The organism is Pseudoalteromonas sp. NGC95 (assembly GCF_015864705.1).
Taxonomy (GTDB): Bacteria; Pseudomonadota; Gammaproteobacteria; order Enterobacterales; family Alteromonadaceae; genus Pseudoalteromonas; species Pseudoalteromonas arctica.
Genome location: NZ_JADYWR010000025.1, coordinates 40,676 through 58,229 on the forward strand (window position 1 = coordinate 40,676; position 17,554 = coordinate 58,229).

At 39.8% G+C, this 17,554-nt stretch carries 21 protein-coding genes; 15 read left to right on the plus strand and 6 right to left on the minus strand.

Features of this window, described 5'->3' with window-relative positions:
• The first annotated feature begins 9 nt into the window (after window positions 1-9).
• From pepQ to I6E70_RS17785, 7 genes are all read left to right on the plus strand, one after another.
• Window positions 10-1,332 (plus strand): Xaa-Pro dipeptidase, encoded by a 1,323-nt coding sequence (pepQ, locus tag I6E70_RS17755; RefSeq protein WP_169045283.1) that lies wholly within the window; start codon window positions 10-12, stop codon window positions 1,330-1,332.
• A gap of 88 nt (window positions 1,333-1,420) precedes the next feature.
• The gene (locus I6E70_RS17760) at window positions 1,421-2,035 is read left to right on the plus strand and encodes a YigZ family protein (protein ID WP_169045282.1); all 615 of its coding nucleotides are present in this window, start codon (window positions 1,421-1,423) and stop codon (window positions 2,033-2,035) included.
• A gap of 96 nt (window positions 2,036-2,131) precedes the next feature.
• Window positions 2,132-3,583, plus strand: a complete 1,452-nt coding sequence (locus tag I6E70_RS17765) for a TrkH family potassium uptake protein (RefSeq protein ID WP_121953916.1) — start codon at window positions 2,132-2,134, stop codon at window positions 3,581-3,583.
• A gap of 44 nt (window positions 3,584-3,627) precedes the next feature.
• Window positions 3,628-4,287 (plus strand): flagellar brake domain-containing protein, encoded by a 660-nt coding sequence (locus I6E70_RS17770; protein WP_007584185.1) that lies wholly within the window; start codon window positions 3,628-3,630, stop codon window positions 4,285-4,287.
• A gap of 465 nt (window positions 4,288-4,752) precedes the next feature.
• The gene (locus I6E70_RS17775) at window positions 4,753-4,965 is read left to right on the plus strand and encodes an EF-hand domain-containing protein (RefSeq protein ID WP_004335175.1); all 213 of its coding nucleotides are present in this window, start codon (window positions 4,753-4,755) and stop codon (window positions 4,963-4,965) included.
• A gap of 139 nt (window positions 4,966-5,104) precedes the next feature.
• Window positions 5,105-5,317, plus strand: coding sequence for a calmodulin (locus I6E70_RS17780; protein WP_004335174.1), 213 nt, complete (start codon window positions 5,105-5,107; stop codon window positions 5,315-5,317).
• 77 nt (window positions 5,318-5,394) lie between these two features.
• A complete protein-coding gene (locus I6E70_RS17785; protein WP_007584177.1) occupies window positions 5,395-5,610 on the plus strand; it encodes an EF-hand domain-containing protein in 216 nt (71 codons plus the stop codon).
• Between the two features lie 81 nt (window positions 5,611-5,691).
• Here the strand turns inward: I6E70_RS17785 and trkA are convergent, their stop codons facing one another.
• The 4 genes from trkA to def all read right to left on the minus strand — a co-directional run bounded on the left by trkA (window position 5,692) and on the right by def (window position 9,924).
• On the minus strand, window positions 5,692-7,068 hold the full coding sequence (gene trkA, locus I6E70_RS17790; protein WP_004335170.1) for a Trk system potassium transporter TrkA: 1,377 nt from the start codon (window positions 7,066-7,068) through the stop codon (window positions 5,692-5,694).
• Between the two features lie 86 nt (window positions 7,069-7,154).
• Complete coding sequence (rsmB, locus tag I6E70_RS17795) at window positions 7,155-8,450, minus strand: 16S rRNA (cytosine(967)-C(5))-methyltransferase RsmB (RefSeq protein WP_007584175.1); 1,296 nt, start codon at window positions 8,448-8,450, stop codon at window positions 7,155-7,157.
• On the minus strand, window positions 8,443-9,396 hold the full coding sequence (fmt, locus tag I6E70_RS17800; RefSeq protein ID WP_010555158.1) for a methionyl-tRNA formyltransferase: 954 nt from the start codon (window positions 9,394-9,396) through the stop codon (window positions 8,443-8,445). The genes rsmB and fmt overlap by 8 nt, the downstream gene beginning before the upstream one ends.
• A gap of 24 nt (window positions 9,397-9,420) precedes the next feature.
• The gene (gene def, locus I6E70_RS17805) at window positions 9,421-9,924 is read right to left on the minus strand and encodes a peptide deformylase (protein ID WP_007584168.1); all 504 of its coding nucleotides are present in this window, start codon (window positions 9,922-9,924) and stop codon (window positions 9,421-9,423) included.
• 118 nt (window positions 9,925-10,042) lie between these two features.
• Here def and I6E70_RS17810 point away from each other — a divergent pair, with 118 nt between their 5' ends.
• The 6 genes from I6E70_RS17810 (at window position 10,043) to hemF (ending at window position 14,990) form a co-directional block, all read left to right on the plus strand.
• A complete protein-coding gene (locus I6E70_RS17810; protein WP_197189309.1) occupies window positions 10,043-11,161 on the plus strand; it encodes a LysM peptidoglycan-binding domain-containing protein in 1,119 nt (372 codons plus the stop codon).
• A 31-nt stretch (window positions 11,162-11,192) separates the two neighbouring features.
• Window positions 11,193-12,284, plus strand: a complete 1,092-nt coding sequence (gene dprA / locus I6E70_RS17815; RefSeq protein ID WP_010555160.1) for a DNA-processing protein DprA — start codon at window positions 11,193-11,195, stop codon at window positions 12,282-12,284.
• Between the two features lies 1 nt (window position 12,285).
• Window positions 12,286-12,759 (plus strand): DUF494 family protein, encoded by a 474-nt coding sequence (locus I6E70_RS17820; RefSeq protein WP_101162962.1) that lies wholly within the window; start codon window positions 12,286-12,288, stop codon window positions 12,757-12,759.
• 114 nt (window positions 12,760-12,873) lie between these two features.
• On the plus strand, window positions 12,874-13,449 hold the full coding sequence (locus tag I6E70_RS17825) for a DNA topoisomerase family protein (protein WP_024607303.1): 576 nt from the start codon (window positions 12,874-12,876) through the stop codon (window positions 13,447-13,449).
• A 25-nt stretch (window positions 13,450-13,474) separates the two neighbouring features.
• Window positions 13,475-14,038, plus strand: coding sequence for an L-threonylcarbamoyladenylate synthase (locus I6E70_RS17830; RefSeq protein ID WP_004335153.1), 564 nt, complete (start codon window positions 13,475-13,477; stop codon window positions 14,036-14,038).
• Window position 14,039: 1 nt separating this feature from the next.
• On the plus strand, window positions 14,040-14,990 hold the full coding sequence (hemF, locus tag I6E70_RS17835; protein ID WP_024591292.1) for an oxygen-dependent coproporphyrinogen oxidase: 951 nt from the start codon (window positions 14,040-14,042) through the stop codon (window positions 14,988-14,990).
• A 63-nt stretch (window positions 14,991-15,053) separates the two neighbouring features.
• Here the strand turns inward: hemF and I6E70_RS17840 are convergent, their stop codons facing one another.
• Window positions 15,054-15,491, minus strand: coding sequence for a group II truncated hemoglobin (locus I6E70_RS17840; protein ID WP_007584144.1), 438 nt, complete (start codon window positions 15,489-15,491; stop codon window positions 15,054-15,056).
• A gap of 53 nt (window positions 15,492-15,544) precedes the next feature.
• Between I6E70_RS17840 and aroE the strand changes: the two genes are divergently transcribed.
• Both aroE and I6E70_RS17850 read left to right on the plus strand, forming a co-directional pair.
• Window positions 15,545-16,369, plus strand: a complete 825-nt coding sequence (gene aroE, locus I6E70_RS17845) for a shikimate dehydrogenase (RefSeq protein ID WP_007584143.1) — start codon at window positions 15,545-15,547, stop codon at window positions 16,367-16,369.
• On the plus strand, window positions 16,366-16,620 hold the full coding sequence (locus tag I6E70_RS17850) for a DUF1488 family protein (RefSeq protein WP_007584142.1): 255 nt from the start codon (window positions 16,366-16,368) through the stop codon (window positions 16,618-16,620). The genes aroE and I6E70_RS17850 overlap by 4 nt, the downstream gene beginning before the upstream one ends.
• Here the strand turns inward: I6E70_RS17850 and I6E70_RS17855 are convergent.
• Window positions 16,612-17,157, minus strand: coding sequence for a gamma carbonic anhydrase family protein (locus I6E70_RS17855; RefSeq protein ID WP_007584141.1), 546 nt, complete (start codon window positions 17,155-17,157; stop codon window positions 16,612-16,614). The two genes, I6E70_RS17850 and I6E70_RS17855, sit on opposite strands and share 9 nt — an antisense overlap.
• Between the last annotated feature and the right edge of the window lie 397 nt (window positions 17,158-17,554).

A 17,554-nucleotide genomic window follows, 5' to 3' on the forward strand; every position in this document is an offset into this window, starting at 1 on the left:
GGATTAACAATGGATAAATTAGCCGTTTTATACGCCGAACATATTGCAACACTGCAACAGCGTACTCGTACAATTTGTAATAGCGAAGGGTTAGAAGGATTAGTAATTCATTCAGGCCAAGCTAAGCGCCAGTTTTTAGATGATATGTATTATCCATTTAAAGTTAATCCACAGTTTAAAGCGTGGTTACCGGTTATTGATAATCCTCATTGCTGGATTGTGGTAAATGGCAGCGACAAACCAAAACTAATATTTTATCGTCCGGTAGATTTTTGGCATAAAGTACCAGACGAGCCTCGTGACTTTTGGGCTGAGTACTTTGATATAGAGCTATTACTTCAGCCTGATCAAGTTGAAAAGTTATTACCATACGACAAAGCTAAATACGCTTACATGGGCGAATATATTGAAGTAGCGCAAGCACTTGGTTTTAGTATTATGAACCCTGAGCCTGTACTTAACTATTTTCATTACCACCGCGCTTATAAAACGCAGTACGAACTTGAATGTTTACGCAACGCTAACCGCATTGCAGTAGATGGGCATAAAGCTGCACGCGACACATTCTTTAATGGTGGTAGCGAGTTCGATATTCAGCAAGCGTACTTAATGGCAACACGTCAAAGCGAAAATGAAATGCCGTACGGCAACATTGTTGCGCTTAACGAAAACTGCGCTATTTTGCATTACACCCACTTTGATCCAAAAGCGCCACACACTCATAACTCATTTTTAATTGATGCCGGTGCAAACTTTAATGGTTATGCCGCTGATATTACTCGTACGTATGATTTTAAAAAGCAGGGTGAGTTTGCTGAGCTTGTACAAGCTATGACAGTTCAACAAATAGAGTTAGGTAAAGGTTTAAAGCCGGGTATGCTTTATGGTGATTTACATGTTGAATGTCATAACCGTATCGCACAAATACTCAGTGACTTTAAAATTGTTAACCTACCAGCGACAGAAATTGTTGAGCGTAAAATTACCTCTACTTTCTTCCCACATGGGCTAGGGCATCATCTTGGTTTACAAGTGCATGATATGGGCGGTTTTATGAGTGACGAAAAGGGCGCACATCAACCATCGCCTGAAGGGCATCCGTTCTTGCGTTGTACTCGCCTGATTGAAAAAAACCAAGTATTTACTATTGAGCCAGGTTTATATTTTATTGATTCACTACTTAGCGATTTAGCGCAAACCGATAATAAGCAGTTTATTAATTGGGAAAAGGTTGAGTCATTTAAACCATTTGGCGGTATTCGTATTGAAGATAACATTATTGTTCACGAAGATAGCTTAGAGAATATGACACGAGATTTAGCGCTCGATTAATTCTAGTTAACACTAATTAGTTTATACACGTTAAAATACGTACATTATTTGAAGGGGCCTTTTGGCCCCCTTTTTACAAGTTTAAAATATGTCTGAATATAAATATCCCGCTGCTGACGTTTTTCATCAAGAAGAAATTAAAAAAAGTACGTTTATAGTTCACATTGCACATACCCCCGATTTAAATTCAGCTAAAGCATTTATTAAAAGCATTGAAGAAAAGTATAGCGATGCGCGTCATAACTGCTGGGCACATGTGGCAGGCAACCCCGGTGGCAGCCATGTTTATGGTTTTTCGGACGATGGTGAACCAAATGGCACTGCAGGAAAACCTATGTTAAATGTGCTGGTGGGTTCAGGCCTTGGCGAAATCACAGCTGTAGTCACACGTTACTTTGGCGGAATAAAATTAGGCACGGGCGGATTAGTACGTGCTTATGGTGGCTCATTAAATAATGCATTAGTAAAATTGCGAACGGTACTTAAAGTTCCCAGTGTTGAAATTACAGGGAGTAGTGAGTACAGCATGCAAGGTGCGATTGAGCAGTTATTAAAAACAAAGTATCAAGTGCTTAATATTGATAAGCAATTTACTGCTAATATTGAATGGGTGATTACAATAGATAGCCGCGAAGCTCAGCAAGCAATCAAAGATATTTTTGATTTAAGTCACGGCGCAGTTGAGTTAACTATTAAAGAGTAATAACCTACACAAATTGCATGTAATGCATACTGACCCTATTTAATTTGGTTGATACTACTCAGCCTGAATTTACTAATAATAAAAGCGACAAGCTAAATGCAATTTCGTACCATCATAAAAATTCTTGGCCAACTTGTTGCGCTGTTTAGTATTACCATGGTGCCTCCGGCACTGGTGTCTTTAATATATAAAGACGGTGGTGGTGTTCCTTTTGTTTTAGCATTTATCTTTAGTGTTGTTATTGGCATGATGGCTTATTACCCAAACCGCCATGAAAACGGTGACTTAAAAGCACGTGAAGGCTTTTTAATTGTTGTTTTGTTTTGGCTGGTACTTGGGGCGTTTGCGTCCTTGCCGCTTATATTTTTACAAGAACCTAATTTATCGCTCGCCGATGCGGTGTTTGAAGCATTCTCTGGCTTAACAACCACCGGCGCTACAGTACTTACCGGTATTGAGTACTTACCTAAGTCGGTATTGTTTTATCGCCAGCAACTCCAGTGGTTTGGCGGTATGGGTATAATCGTACTCGCTGTCGCTATACTCCCCATGCTAGGTGTTGGTGGTATGCAGTTATATCGCGCTGAAATACCTGGGCCTGTAAAAGATTCCAAAATGACCCCGCGAATTGCCGATACAGCAAAGCACCTTTGGTATATTTATGTGTCGCTGACTATTGCTTGTATGCTGGCTTATTGGGCAGCAGGGATGGAGTGGTTTGATGCGATATGTCATGCATTCTCAACGGTCGCGATAGGTGGTTTTTCTACTTACGATGCTTCCATGGGGCACTTTGACAGCCCTGTAATTAACTTTATTTGTGTGTTCTTTTTAATTATTGCCGCTGTTAACTTCTCCCTGCACTACGCTGCAGTGGCGAGTCGAAACGTACAAGTTTATATTCGAGACCCTGAGTTTAAGGTGTTTTTGTGTATTCAATTAGCGCTGGTGGTTATTTGTTTTACCGTACTTTCCTCTAATGAAATATTTGCTAATGGCGATGAAACCCTCGATCAGGCATTATTTCAAGCTGTTTCTATGAGTACAACAGCAGGCTTTGCTACTGATAACTTTTCAACATGGCCTTTGTTTTTACCTATTTTACTTATATTTTCGAGCTTTATTGGTGGTTGTGCAGGCTCTACCGGTGGTGGTATGAAAGTAGTGCGCGTGTTCTTACTTTACTTGCAGGGTGTGCGTGAGCTTAATCGTTTGGTGCACCCTCGGGCTATATATTCAATCAAGCTGGGTCGAAAGGCGTTGCCAGACAAAGTAGTAGAAGCCGTGTGGGGATTTTTCTCTGCGTATGCATTGGTGTTTATTATTATTATGTTAGCGCTTATGGGCACGGGTATGGATAACATAACTGCGTTCTCAGCCACTGCGGCTTGTTTAAATAACTTAGGTCCAGGTCTGGGTGATGTAGCATCGCATTATGGCGCTATAACCGATGGTGCTAAATGGTTGCTTACCATTGCAATGGTGTTTGGTCGTTTAGAAATATTTACTTTATTAGTGCTATTTACGCCTACTTTTTGGCGTGGATAAACGAGCGGCTTAAGTTTTAAATTACGAACTATTGGGAAAGGGATATGCCAACAAATTTAGAAAAGCTAAAGCATATAAGTGTAGGCAGCTTAGTCGACCTAGAAATATTAACACCTACAAGCAGTAAGCGTGTTAAAACTGAATTAGTTGGTTTACTCGATAAACAGTTTATTATTTTAAATTATCCCAATGCAAAGCGTTTACCTGCGGCGAGTGACTATTTACGTGATGGCGTAATGGTTGTTGTAAGAGCGCTTATTGAAGGTAGTGGTGGGCAAGTTATTGCGTTTCGCCAGCAAATTATGTCGGTAGCCTCTCATCCCGCTAAACTCGTGTTTATAAACTTTCCAAAGCAAGTGCAGTTATTTGCGCTACGCTCACAAACACGCATACCTACCTTATTACCTGCAAAGCTAAAGCTAAGTGACGATAGGGTACTTGAAGGCCTTATTAAAGACATTTCACTCACTGGTGTAATGTTTGATATTAGAGGCGATCAGCAAGTTGAAAGTATTAAAGATATGCAATGCACTGTCGTACTTAATAGCAGTGATAAAGATTTTGAAGGTGAAATTTGCAGTGTTAAAGAGCATGCCGCCGGTGTGCACTGTGGAATTAAGCTACTAGCAAGCGAGGATGAAATGAAAGCCTTTATGAAAGAGCATTTTATAGACCCTTCTGCGCTTGAGCCTACCGTTGAATAAATAGGTTTTCGCTTATTTGCAACAAAAAGGCATTTTATGTCAGTATTTATAAAATGTTTTTTCTCTCTTTCATAATTAAAATTATTATTTAAATAAAACAATTGATTACGTTTTGTTTTTTACAGCTTGTTTTTTGTTATTAAAGCTACCTCGTTAAAATTTATCTCAATTATTATTTTAAATCCCTCCTTTTAAAACCGTACATTTAAAAATGTATCTTTTTATATAAACATAACTATATGTTTTTAATGACTTTAATATCATCTCTTTAAAACGTGTTGCTAAAGGGCAACAATAACTATTCTAAAAACGCCTTCTTGTTGTACGTTTTATATTTAACTTATTGAAAATTAATAGCTTTTAAATGTTGGCATCTAAGTTGTAATAGTCTAAGTGTACTGAACGAAATCGTGATTCAAAGTGAAATACTTAATCGCACACACATAAATTTGAAGGATACATATTATGAAAAGTATTAATAAAACTTTAGCACTTATCGCTATTGCATCTTCTTCAGCCGCTTTTGCTGCAACAGATTTTGACACACTGGATGTAGACGGCAGTGGCACAATTAGCCAAGCAGAAGCATCAGTAGATGCAAAGCTAATGAGCATGTTTTCTGAGCTTGATACTGACCAAAATGGTGAGTTATCAAAAGAAGAATTTTCAGAAGCTTAATTAAAAAGTATTTATCCTGAGTTGCCAAAGACACCTAAGTAGGCAAGGGAGCTTACGAAAGAGGATAACAAGGAAGTGGAAAATTACGTTTTAAGTTAAACGAAGCAATTTTTTTGATAGAACATTGAAGGATTAAGTTATGAAACATTTAAATAAAGCATTAGCACTTATAGTACTAGCATCTTCTTCCGCTGCATTTGCAGCATCAGATTTTGACAGCCTTGATATCGATGGTAGCGGCACAATTAGCCCAAGCGAAGCGGCAGTCGATACAGATTTAATGGCTGAATTTATTGAGCTAGATACCGACGGTAGCGGCGAGCTTTCTAAAGAAGAATTCGCTAATTACTAATTAATCTTTTCAGATTAAACATTTTTCACAGTCAGGGATCTTTGAAAAGGACTTCCCATATTACTAGGAATATTATTATGAAAACATTAAATACAACACTTGCAGTTATCGTTTTAGCATCTTCATCAGCAGCATATGCCGCAGTAGATTTTGCCTCTTTTGATGCAGATGGTAACGGTGCTATTACAATGGAAGAAGCAAAGGTTAACCCTCAGCTTGTAAAGATTTTTGATGATTTGGATACTGATGGTAATGGTGAAATCTCTAAAGAAGAGTTTTCAAAAGTACAGTAATCAATATTTAAGCATACTCCATTAAAGCCGCCTTAGTCAGCGGCTTTTTTGTGTATTAAATTAACTAATTAGAGTAACTAGTTAAAGGAATATAGCACTTACTTGGAATAGTTTTTCTACAACGGTAATGTGTTTTTTGTCGATTAAAAACATGATGACATGATCGCCCGACATAATAATTGTATCATCGTGAGCTATCAACACATCGTCATTACGTACTATTGCCCCAATGGTTGTACCTGCAGGAAGTTTTATGTCGGCAATCGCACGACCAACCACTTTAGATGTGTTTTCATCACCATGAGCAACCGCTTCAATGGCTTCTGCTGCGCCTTTACGCAGTGAATACACGTTAACAATATCACCACGGCGTACGTGCGTTAATAACGCTGATATAGTTGCTTGTTGTGGCGATATGGCAATATCTATTTCGCCGCCTTGTACCAAATCAACGTAAGCTCCACGTTGAATAAGTACCATGGTTTTTTGTGCGCCCATACGTTTTGCAAGCATGGCCGACATAATGTTTGCTTCATCGTCGTTGGTTACGGCAATAAATACATCGACTTGTTCAATATGCTCTTCTGAGAGCAGTTCTTGATCAGATGCGTCACCACAAAAAACGACCGTGTTATCGAGCATTTCTGAGAGTTGCTCGGCACGTTCTTTACTGCGTTCAATTAGTTTAACGGTGTGGTTTTTTTCAAGTGAGCGGGCAAGGCCTGCCCCAATGTTACCGCCACCAGCTATCATAATTTTTTTGTACGAACGCTCAAGTTTTTGTAGCTCGTTCATTACTGCGCGTATATGTTTTGTAGCGGCAATAAAGAATACTTCGTCATCGGCTTCAATAACGGTGGTACCCAGTGGTTTGATTGCTTTACCTTGACGATAAATAGCGGCAACACGAGTTTCTACATTAGGAATATGTTCTTTAAGTGCAGATAACGCATAACCTACTAATAAACCCCCATAGTAAGCTTTTACGGCTACTAACGAGAGCATGCCATCAGCAAACTGCAATACTTGCAGAGCACCAGGGTAGTCAATTAGACGGCGAATATACTTAGTGACCAGTGCTTCGGGAGCAATGTAATGGTCGATTGGTAAATCATCGTTTTGAAATAGTTTTTCGCGGTATTTTAAATATTGCTCTGAGCGAATGCGGGCAATTTTAGTGGGCGTTTTAAAAATACTGTACGCCACTTGGCATGCAACCATGTTCACTTCATCTGAACTGGTTACCGCTATAATCATATCGGCATCTTCTGCGCCTGCACGGCGTAATACATCAGGGTGCGCGCTGTGGCCCATAACCCCTTGTAAGTCGTACTTATCTTGAAGTTCACGTAATCGGTTACCGTCTATATCAACAACGGTAATTTCGTTTTGTTCGCCAACTAAGTTTTCAGCAAGCGTAGCACCAACTTGCCCGGCACCGAGTATAATTATTTTCATTATTTACCCGTGGTATTGATCATAATTTAATTAAAAAAATAGCCATTTAATGTTTCATAAATGGCTAACTATTTAGTGTACGGCTATTAGGCTTTTTTAACTAGCTTAGCGTAATAAAATCCATCACTTTCACCGGGCAGTAACTGCAAACCTGGAGTTGTTACGGTATCATTTTCGTGTAGAGGTATATGTTCTACATCATCGTTATTAGCTAAAAACTTAGCAACTTGCTGTTGGTTTTCTTGTGGAAGAACCGAACACGTAGCATATACCAATGTGCCACCTGGTTTTAACAGTGGCCAAATGCTATCAAGAATATCGTTTTGTAACTTAGATAAGTCTTCGATATCTGATGCGCGACGTAACCATTTTATATCAGGGTGACGGCGAATTACGCCAGTGGCTGAACAAGGGACATCAAGCAAAATACGATCAAATAATTTTTCGTCCCACCAAGTATGTGGTTGTGAGGCATCGCCACATTGTAGGTCTGCACCTAAGCCAATACGCGTTAAGTTTTGCTTAACGCGTTCAAGGCGAGTTGAGTCGCTATCAAGTGCAAGTACATCAGCATCAGCAAGCTCTAATATATGACACGTTTTTCCGCCAGGTGCTGCACAGGCATCTAAAATATAGTCATCTGCTTTAGGTTCTAAAAAGCGGGCTGCCAACTGTGCTGCAGCATCTTGTACTGAACATGCACCTGTATCAAACTCAGGCAACGAAAATACATCACGTGGTTTGGCAAGCTTAATCCCATCAATAAAGTCAGGGTTTAAGGTGTGTTCAATATCGTTAGCGCTAAGCATTTCGCTGTACTCTTGCGTGCTAAATTGTGCTTGATTTACACGAAGCCACATTGGTGCTTGTTGCTGGTTTTCTTCAAGTAGTGCTTCCCAGCTATCTGGGTAGGCTGTTTGCACCTGTTTAATAAACCAATTTGGATGGTTGTATAAACATACCGGAATAAGCTTCGCTTTTTCTTCAAGCTCTGCTTGTTGGCGCTGAAAACTACGTAAAATGGCGTTTATCAGCCCTTTTAATCCTAAAGCGCGCAGTTGAGCCAGTGCGTTTACAGTTTCTGAAATTGCAGCATGTGGTGGTACGCGCATATGCTGCAGTTGATAAATACCTACGTATAATAAAAACTGAAATATTCTACGTTTACCTTTTAATGGCTGCTCTACTAAGTGTTGGCAGTAATTTTCAAGGCTCGGTAAGTAGCGTAAAACGCCATAACAAATTTGCTGTAGCAACGCTTTATCTTTAGGCGGCAAGCCTTGGCTTGCAAATGGAAGTTCTTGATTAAGCGATGCGCCTTTATCAACTACGTTATATAAAGTTTCAGCGGCCAGCGCTCGTACGTTTGGAACATTACTCATTGTTTTCGCCTAATATTGTGCCAGGGGTAACCCAGTCACTACGACCATTTAAAAAGTCGTTAATTGCCATTGGTTTTTTACCTTGCGGCTGTAATTGCGTAATACATAAAGCGTGTTCGCCACACGCCACTACTACGCCATTTTTGTCGCTTGATAAAATTTGCCCAGGATCACCTGATTGCAGCACAACCTGCGCTTGATAAATCTTTACTGTTTGCCCACCCATTTGGGTAAAGCACACTGGCCATGGATTAAAAGAGCGAATGTTTCGCTCAATTTGCAGTGCACTCATTGACCAATCGATATTAGCTTCCTCTTTAGAAAGCTTTTTAGCGTAGTTAGCAAGTTCATCATTTTGAGGTTCAGGGGTGATCTCGCCATTAGCTAATTTATTAATGGTTTCAATTAACGCGTCTGGACCTAGCTCAGCAAGCTTTGTATATAAACTAGCGCTAGTTTCTGTCGTGCTAATAGGGCAGCGACTTATATGTAACATATCGCCGGTATCTAGCCCTTCATCCATTTGCATTATTGTTACGCCGGTTTGCTCATCACCAGCCCAAATTGCGCGTTGAATAGGTGCAGCGCCGCGCCAGCGCGGTAATATAGAGCCATGCACATTTAAACAACCCAAACGTGGGGCTTCTAATATAGCTTTAGGTAAAATTAAGCCATACGCTACAACAATCATAATGTCGGCATTTAAGCTTGTTAGCTCTGCTAGTGCTTCATCATTTTTTAATGACTGTGGCTGAAAAACCGGTAAGTTGTGCTCAAGCGCTAGCGCTTTCACTTCACTGGCTTTTAATTTTTTACCACGACCTGCAGGGCGATCTGGCTGGCTATATACACCCACTATTTGGTGTTCGCTTTGTATCAGCGCTTGTAAATGACGTGCTGCAAAGTCCGGCGTACCGGCAAATATAATGCGTAATGGTTGAGTCACTGAGTTTTCCTAAGGTACTTATTACTAATCTGCAAATTTAGCTTCTTTTTCAAGCTTTTTACGAATACGTTGGCGCTTTAATGGAGATAAGTAGTCAATGAACAGCTTACCTTGAAGGTGATCTAGTTCGTGTTGAATACAAATAGCCAGTAATTCATCTGCATCTAGTACAAACTCTTCACCGTTTTCGTTAAGTGCAGCGACTGTTACTGTTTCAGCGCGGTCTACTTTTGCATACGAGTTAGGTACTGATAAACAGCCTTCTTCGCTAACGGTAGAGCCGTCTTTTTTAATGATTTGTGGATTAATTAATACCAGTGGCTCGTCGCGCTCTTCTGATACATCAATAACAACGATTCGTTGATGAATATCTACTTGCGTGGCCGCAAGTCCAATGCCATTTTCATCGTACATTGTCTCTAGCATGTCTTTTACAATTTGGCGTACTGTGTCGTCAACTTGTGCAACATCTTTTGCTATAGTACGTAAACGTTCATCTGGAAATCTTAAAACTTCTAACCTAGCCATAGTTACCTTTTTCACTTGTGCTTAATTTAGGGTATTGTATGCTCTTATTTTAGCCATTCGCGTTCACCTTTAACAGGTTTTGGGCAATAATAATGAAAAAACAATACAAGGAAGCTCAATGAAATCTCCATTACTTGCAGTCATGCTTACGTTAAGTGCTGCGTTTCCCGCAATTGCTGACGTGCTTAAAATAAAAAAAGATGCACCAAAACAGTATGTTGTAAAAAAAGGCGATACACTTTGGGATATTTCTGGCATCTATTTAGATGAGCCTTGGCTATGGCCTGAACTTTGGCAAATGAATCCACAAATTGACAACCCGCACCTAATTTACCCCGGTGATGCATTAGCGCTGATATACGATGCAGATGGAAACCCACGTTTAGTGATTAATAAAGGATATAGAAAGCTATCTCCTCAGGGTCGTATTACACCAAAAGGGCGTAATGCTATTACTACTTTGCCGCTTGAAATGATCAAACCGTATATCAGTTACGAGCAAGCAATGAATAGTGACGATATTAAAGGCAAACCTTATATTTTAGGTGCTAACGAAAATACTAAAACACAAACGTTAGGCCATATTTTATATGTTAAAGGCGACTTACAAGTACATAAGGCATATGCCATTTACCATAAAGGTGATCCTTACACTGATTTAACCGGTGAAGTGTTAGCAACGCGTGCATCTTACGTGGGTATCGCACGTGCGTTTAGAGCGGGTGATGAACACAATGGCGTGCCTTCGTCATTACGTGTTGAGTCTGTTAAACGAGAAATTCAGCAAGGCGATTTTTTAATGCCGGCAATGGAAGGTCAAATGCTTCCTGCGTACTTTAATATTCACCGTCCTTCTGAGCCCGTAACAGGGAATATTATTGCTTCCCCACGACAAGTTAGAGAATTCAGCACAATGGATGTTGTAGTGCTAAACTTAGGCAGTGAACAAAACATAGAAGCGGGTCATGTATTAGATCTAGAACGTCAATCGCCAACGGTTATTGATGGTCCTCGTGGCCCTCGTTACCCAGAAGATTCTAGTAAATACGAGAAGCTTTTATCTGATGTGAGCCAATTATTTGGTGATGAGTCTGACGAGGAGAGCACAACGTGGACTATGCCTAAAGAAAAAGTTGGCGAGCTAATTGTCTTTAAAGTGTATGACAAAATAAGTTATGCATTAATAACTAAAAACCAGCACCCAATTCGCATTGGAGATATTGCAGTTATTCATTAAGAAGTAGCGAGTCGGTGCTCTAGGAGAGAGCATGGATCAATCATCTGGCAAGCTAGCCCACTGGCTTGCCTTTTATATGTGTAAAGGGTTGGGTATCAAAACCCTTTTAGCACTATCTACAAATTATTCCCTTGGGTCGTTATTCGACTTACCTCATGACAAGCTTTTACAGCTTGGATTAACCGCTAATCAGGCGAGTAATTTACTCAATACCAATTGGCAACAAGTCAGTCATTATGAGCAATTAATTGCGCAGCAGGGCATTACCGTTGTCTGTATTTTTGATGCGCTTTATCCAGAAGATCTCCGACAGATTGCCAGTGCGCCTTTATTACTATTTTGTAGGGGAGATGTCTCGTTATTATCTACTCCACAAATTGCAATTGTAGGGAGTCGTAATGCCACACCTACTGGGCTTGAAATAGCATCAGAATTTGCATACGAGTTAACTTTAGCGGGTATTACAGTTACCTCAGGTATGGCACGGGGAATAGATGGAGCAGCACATAAGGGCTCTCTTGCTGGTACGGGTAAAACCATAGCGGTGCTTGGTACTGGGGTTGATATTTACTATCCTAAACGCCATAAACTATTAACAGACCAAGTTTTAGAAAGCGGCCTGTTGGTGAGTGAGTTTTTACCAGGGGCAGCTGCTCATGCGCATAACTTTCCGCGCCGAAATCGTATTATTTCTGGGTTATCGTTGGGAGTGCTTATTGTTGAGGCTGAAATTAAAAGCGGTTCGTTAATTACAGTACGTTATGCGCTTGAACAAAATAAAGAGGTATTTGCAGTACCGGGTTCTATTAAAAACCCGTTAGCGCAGGCAAGTCACTTTTTAATAAAGCAAGGTGCTAAGCTGGTAGAAAACGTGGCTGACATTCTTGATGAGGTGAGTTTTACTTACGACAATAATGTATGTAACAAAGAGCAGCCTATTCAGGCAAATTCTCAATGCGAGGTTTTAAATAGCATTGGCTTTGAAGTAACCAGCGTAGACGACATTGTACGTCGTGCGCAGTGGCCAATAGACAAAGTGCTCGCTAGGTTGCTCGATTTAGAATTAGACGATCAGATTGAGCGAGTGTTAGATGGTTATATTAAGTTGAGCGCAGGAAGGTAATATGTTTGATATTCTTTTATATCTTTTTGAAAATTACATTCATAGCGAAGCGGATATATTTGCAGAGCAAAATGAATTAACCGATGAGCTACTGCGCGCGGGCTTTAATAAGCCTGAGATATTTAAAGCTCTCGATTGGTTAGAGCAACTCGCCGATTTACAACACAGTGACGAGTCTCCTTATCTTATTACTAACCCTAAAGATGCTGTGCGTATATTTACCGATAGTGAATGCCAAAGGCTCAGTGCTGAGTGTCGTGGCTTTTTAATGTTTATTGAGCAAATAGGCGTAATTAACAATGTAACTCGTGAGATGGTAATGGACTGTTTAGCCTCACTAGATAAAGCAACCATAAGCCTAGAAGATTTAAAATGGATTGTACTTATGATTTTGTTTAATGTTCCTGGCTCTGAAGAGGCATATGAGCAAATGGAAGATTTGATTTTTGATGAACCCAGCGAACTTCTTCATTAGAGATAATTATCTTAATTGTACTCAAATTACTTAAACGGATAAGCACGGCATTGCTTGTATCTTTAAGTGGTTTGGGTATATTAGGCGAAAATTCACTAACCTATTAGGATCACCATGAGTAAAATCGACCATTCGCTTTTCTCGGCGAACAAGCACGCTCTCGAAAAAGAATACGAGATATGCCCACAGTGTGGTTCAGAGTTAGTGATCCGCAATAGTAAATCAGGCCCTTTTTTAGGATGCGCAAGTTACCCTGAATGCGATTTTATTAGGCCGTTGGCACATCACGATAGTAATGAAATTAAAGTTCTTGAAGATTCAGCATGCCCGCAGTGCAGCAAACCGCTGGTGGTTAAAAATGGCCGCTACGGTATGTTTATTGGGTGTACGGGATATCCAGAGTGCCATTACATTGCTAACGAAAATGAAGAAAAACAAAGCGAAGACACTTTGCCAAGTTGCCCTAAATGCAAAAAAGGTCATTTAGTCGCGCGCAGTAATAAATTTGGTAAAGTATTTTATTCTTGTGATTGCTATCCAAGTTGTAAATACACACTTAATAATAAACCGGTTGAACACCCGTGTCCTGAATGTAACTGGCCTATCGTCATAGAGAGAAATATGGCAAACGGCACATTATTGCAATGCCCACAAAAAAGCTGCATGCATAAGCTCACCCCAACTGAATAACGTTTAATTATATCTGGAGACTACTTTGTCAGACCTTTCAAATACGCCCACTGCAATAACATGCTTAACGCAAGGCGAAGTTATTTTATACCCAACAGAAGCTGTATATGGTTTAGGTTGTGATCCAGATAATCAACAAGCCGTTGAGGCACTATTAGCTATTAAGCAGCGCCCGGTTGAAAAAGGACTTATTTTAATTGCTGATAACTACGGACAATTATTAAAATACGTAGATGATGCAAAAATACCAATGGATAAACGCGCTGATATTTTTTCGAGTTGGCCTGCTGCAATTACATGGGTTATGCCTGCATCTAAAAATACGCCTAAATGGCTCACAGGGCAGTTTGATACCATTGCAGTAAGAGTAACAAACCATCCAACAGTAAAGCGTTTGTGCCAAGAGTTTGGTAAGCCACTAGTATCAACCAGTGCAAACTTAACCGGTCAAGAAACAGTAATTAGTATTGAGCAAGCCAAAGCGCAATTTGCAGAACAAGTTGGCTTTTACGTTGACGAGCCGTTAGGTGGTAATACTCAACCAAGCACAATAAAAGACGCCATGACTGGCAAAATATTTAGAGGTTAATATGCAAAGCGAATTATTAGATCAAGTAAAAGCATACTTTATGGCTTTGCAAGACACTATTTGCCAAGGTTTGGAGGCTGCAGATGGCAGTGCTAAATTTATAGAAGATAACTGGCAGCGAGCAGAAGGTGGTGGTGGTCGCACACGTGTAACCACGAATGGTACTGTAATAGAGCAAGGCGGAGTTAATTACTCACACGTATTTGGCGCTTCAATGCCAGGTTCTGCAACAGCACATAGACCAGAGCTTGCAGGACGCAGCTTTCATGCGTGTGGTGTGTCGTTAGTTATCCATCCTAAAAACCCTCATGTACCAACAAGTCATGCCAATGTGCGCTTTTTTATAGCCGAAAAAGAAGGCGAAGAGCCAATATGGTGGTTTGGTGGCGGGTTTGATCTCACTCCTTTTTACCCAGTATTAGAAGACGTACAGCATTGGCATCAAGTTGCTCACGACATTTGTGCGCCATTTGGTAGTGAAGTTTATCCAAAATACAAAACATGGTGCGACGAGTACTTTTATTTAAAGCACAGAGATGAGACTCGCGGAGTAGGCGGTTTGTTTTTTGACGATTTAAACGAACTTGGTTTTGAAAAGAGTTTTGCGTTTATGCAATCGGTGGGTAATGGCTTTTTAGATGCCTATTTACCTATTATTGAACGTCGCAAAAATGACGAATACACAGAACAACAACGTGATTTTCAGCTTTATCGTCGCGGACGCTATGTTGAGTTTAATTTAGTATGGGATAGAGGCACTTTATTTGGACTACAAAGTGGCGGTCGCACAGAGTCTATATTAATGTCTATGCCACCACTTGCACGCTGGGAATATAATTATAAACCAGAGCCAAGTAGTCCAGAAGCTAACCTATATCAGTATTACTTACGCCCGCAAGAGTGGTTAACTAGTCAACCAAGTGAGCTAATAGCCAGAGAATGGCAATTATAACAATTACACAGTAATCAAAAAGGCGCTAATTAGCGCCTTTTTGCATTGTGGCTAAATACAAATTTAATGCTGATTGATCATGTGCGTTGCTAGTTGAGAGAATGATTGCTTTAAGCCTTCACGTAACAACGGGTTGTCTATTTCTATATCCAGCGTTTTATTCATGCAGTACATCCACTGATCGCGCAATGCTTTATCTACAGTAAAAGGTATATGCCTTTTACGTAGCATTGGCTGGCCATGTTTTTCAGTAAATAGGTTTGGCCCGCCTAACCAACCAGATAAAAATTCAAAAAATACTTGGCGAATTCGATCTAATGGCAGAGGATGCATATCATATAACGGTTTAGCGTATTCATCTGACTCCATTATGTCGTAGAATCGATTGGAGATAGCTCGCGCCCCTTTCTCTCCACCTATTATTTCATACGGTGTTTTTTCAGGAGTAGGAGTCTGTTGCTCGGGAGCTGGCTTAGATTTAGAAAAAAGTCGTTTAATCATATTACTTATCATCGTTAATAGGCAGTATATAGCTGCAAAGAGGTTGCTTTAAAATGGACAAATATGCGGTTTTTGGAAATCCAATTAAACATTCAAAATCCCCCGCGATACATAAACAATTTGCTGTATCACTGGGTGAGCAAATCGACTATCGCGCAATATTAGCACCTATCGATAACTTTGAAAAAACAGTATTGTCTTTTTTTGAGCAAGGTGGTGTTGGTGCTAACGTTACAATGCCATTTAAAGAGCAAGCTTATGCAATGGCTGATGAGCTTACGCCATTAGCTAAAATTGTAGGGGCTGTTAATACATTAAAAAAACGAGATGATGGCACATTACTCGGTGATAACACCGATGGTGTGGGCTTTGTAAATGATTTACTCGCTAATGAAGTAGCCATAACTAATAAACGCATTTTAATCATAGGTGCGGGCGGTGCTGCTCGAGGGGTTATTTTACCTTTGTTAGAGCATAACCCTCAGGAAATAATAATAGTTAATCGCACAGCACAAAAAGCCAAAGAACTCGCAGAGCTGTTTACTCAATATGGACCAGTATCTGGCTTTGGCTTTGATGATTTACCAGTAAGCGATTACTCACTAATTATAAACTCTACATCTAGCAGTATGAATAATGAGCTTCCTGCTCTTGATGAAAAACACATAACTAACTGTGAAGTCGCTTATGACATGTTTTATTCACTGCAAAATACCATTTTTATGAATTGGGTTGCACAGCATAATATTAACGCTAAGCTTTTAGATGGCAGTGGAATGTTAGTTGGTCAAGCTGCTCAAGCATATTATGTATGGCGTAACAAAATGCCAAAAATACTTCCCGTCGTTGATGCGCTCAAACAAGGAATGCTTAAATGAATCAGGCAATACAGTTTATAGATAGGCTAGAGTTTAGAGAGCCCGATCATCAGTTAGTTTTTTTTGCACAAGTTAGTGGCATGCTGGTGGAATGTATAATAGAAGTAAATACACTTAAATTAACAGACGAAAGTCACGCAACAGAATATTTTGAAAAGTATCGTTTTGATTACGAAGAACGTGCCGAGGAGCTTATCGAAGAAGAGAGCTATAACTCGGCAGGCCAAATTGAAGTAAGCTTATTAACTTAAGTTAGCGATTTCAGCTAAGTATTCATCTTTAAGTGATACATAGTTATCGGCAGATATTTTTAAGAAGGCAAGTTCTTGCTTTGTAAGAGGGCGGGCTTGCTTAGCTGGACTTCCAACATATAAGTAACCAGACTCCAAACGCTTATTTGGTGGTACCAAAGAGCCGCCACCTATAATTACATCATCTTCAACAACCACGTTATCCATAATAATAGCACCCATACCTACAAGTATACGGTTTCCTAATACACATCCGTGCAGCATTACCTTATGACCAACTGTTACATCGTCACCTATAATAAGTGGATAACCATCTGGATTGCTTTTAGTTGCGCGAGATAAATGCAATACACTGCCATCTTGTATATTTGTACGCTCACCAATACGTATATAGTTAACATCACCACGTGCAGCTACTAACGGCCACACACTACTATTATCACCTAAAGTAATATTACCAATCAAAACCGATGACTCATCAATATAAACAGACGAATTAAATGAAGGAGTAGCACCTTTATAAGAACGAATTGCCATAGTTAGTACCTTTTAGATCATGATTATTAGTATTTGAGTGTATCAGCAAGGTGATTTTTGTACCATACAGTGCACTGTTTGGTTACAAAACTATCAGTTTTAGGGGGTTTAGTTCAGATACTAACCGAACAGTATCTTTTTTTACTTTTTCTTTAAAAAAGTGCTTGCGTAAAAATATGATCTCCCTATAATGCGACCCCACTGAGACGGGAAACGCCAACGCATAGCGAGGCAGGAACAACTCAGAGAGTTAAATAAAACTTCGGTTTTAAATTGTCGAAAGAAAGTTTAAAACTAAGTGTTGACTCGAAAAATAAAGGGTGTATTATTCGCATCCCTTGAGACGCTAAAGCGACTCAAAACGTTCTTTAACAATATAAAGCAATCATCTGTGTGG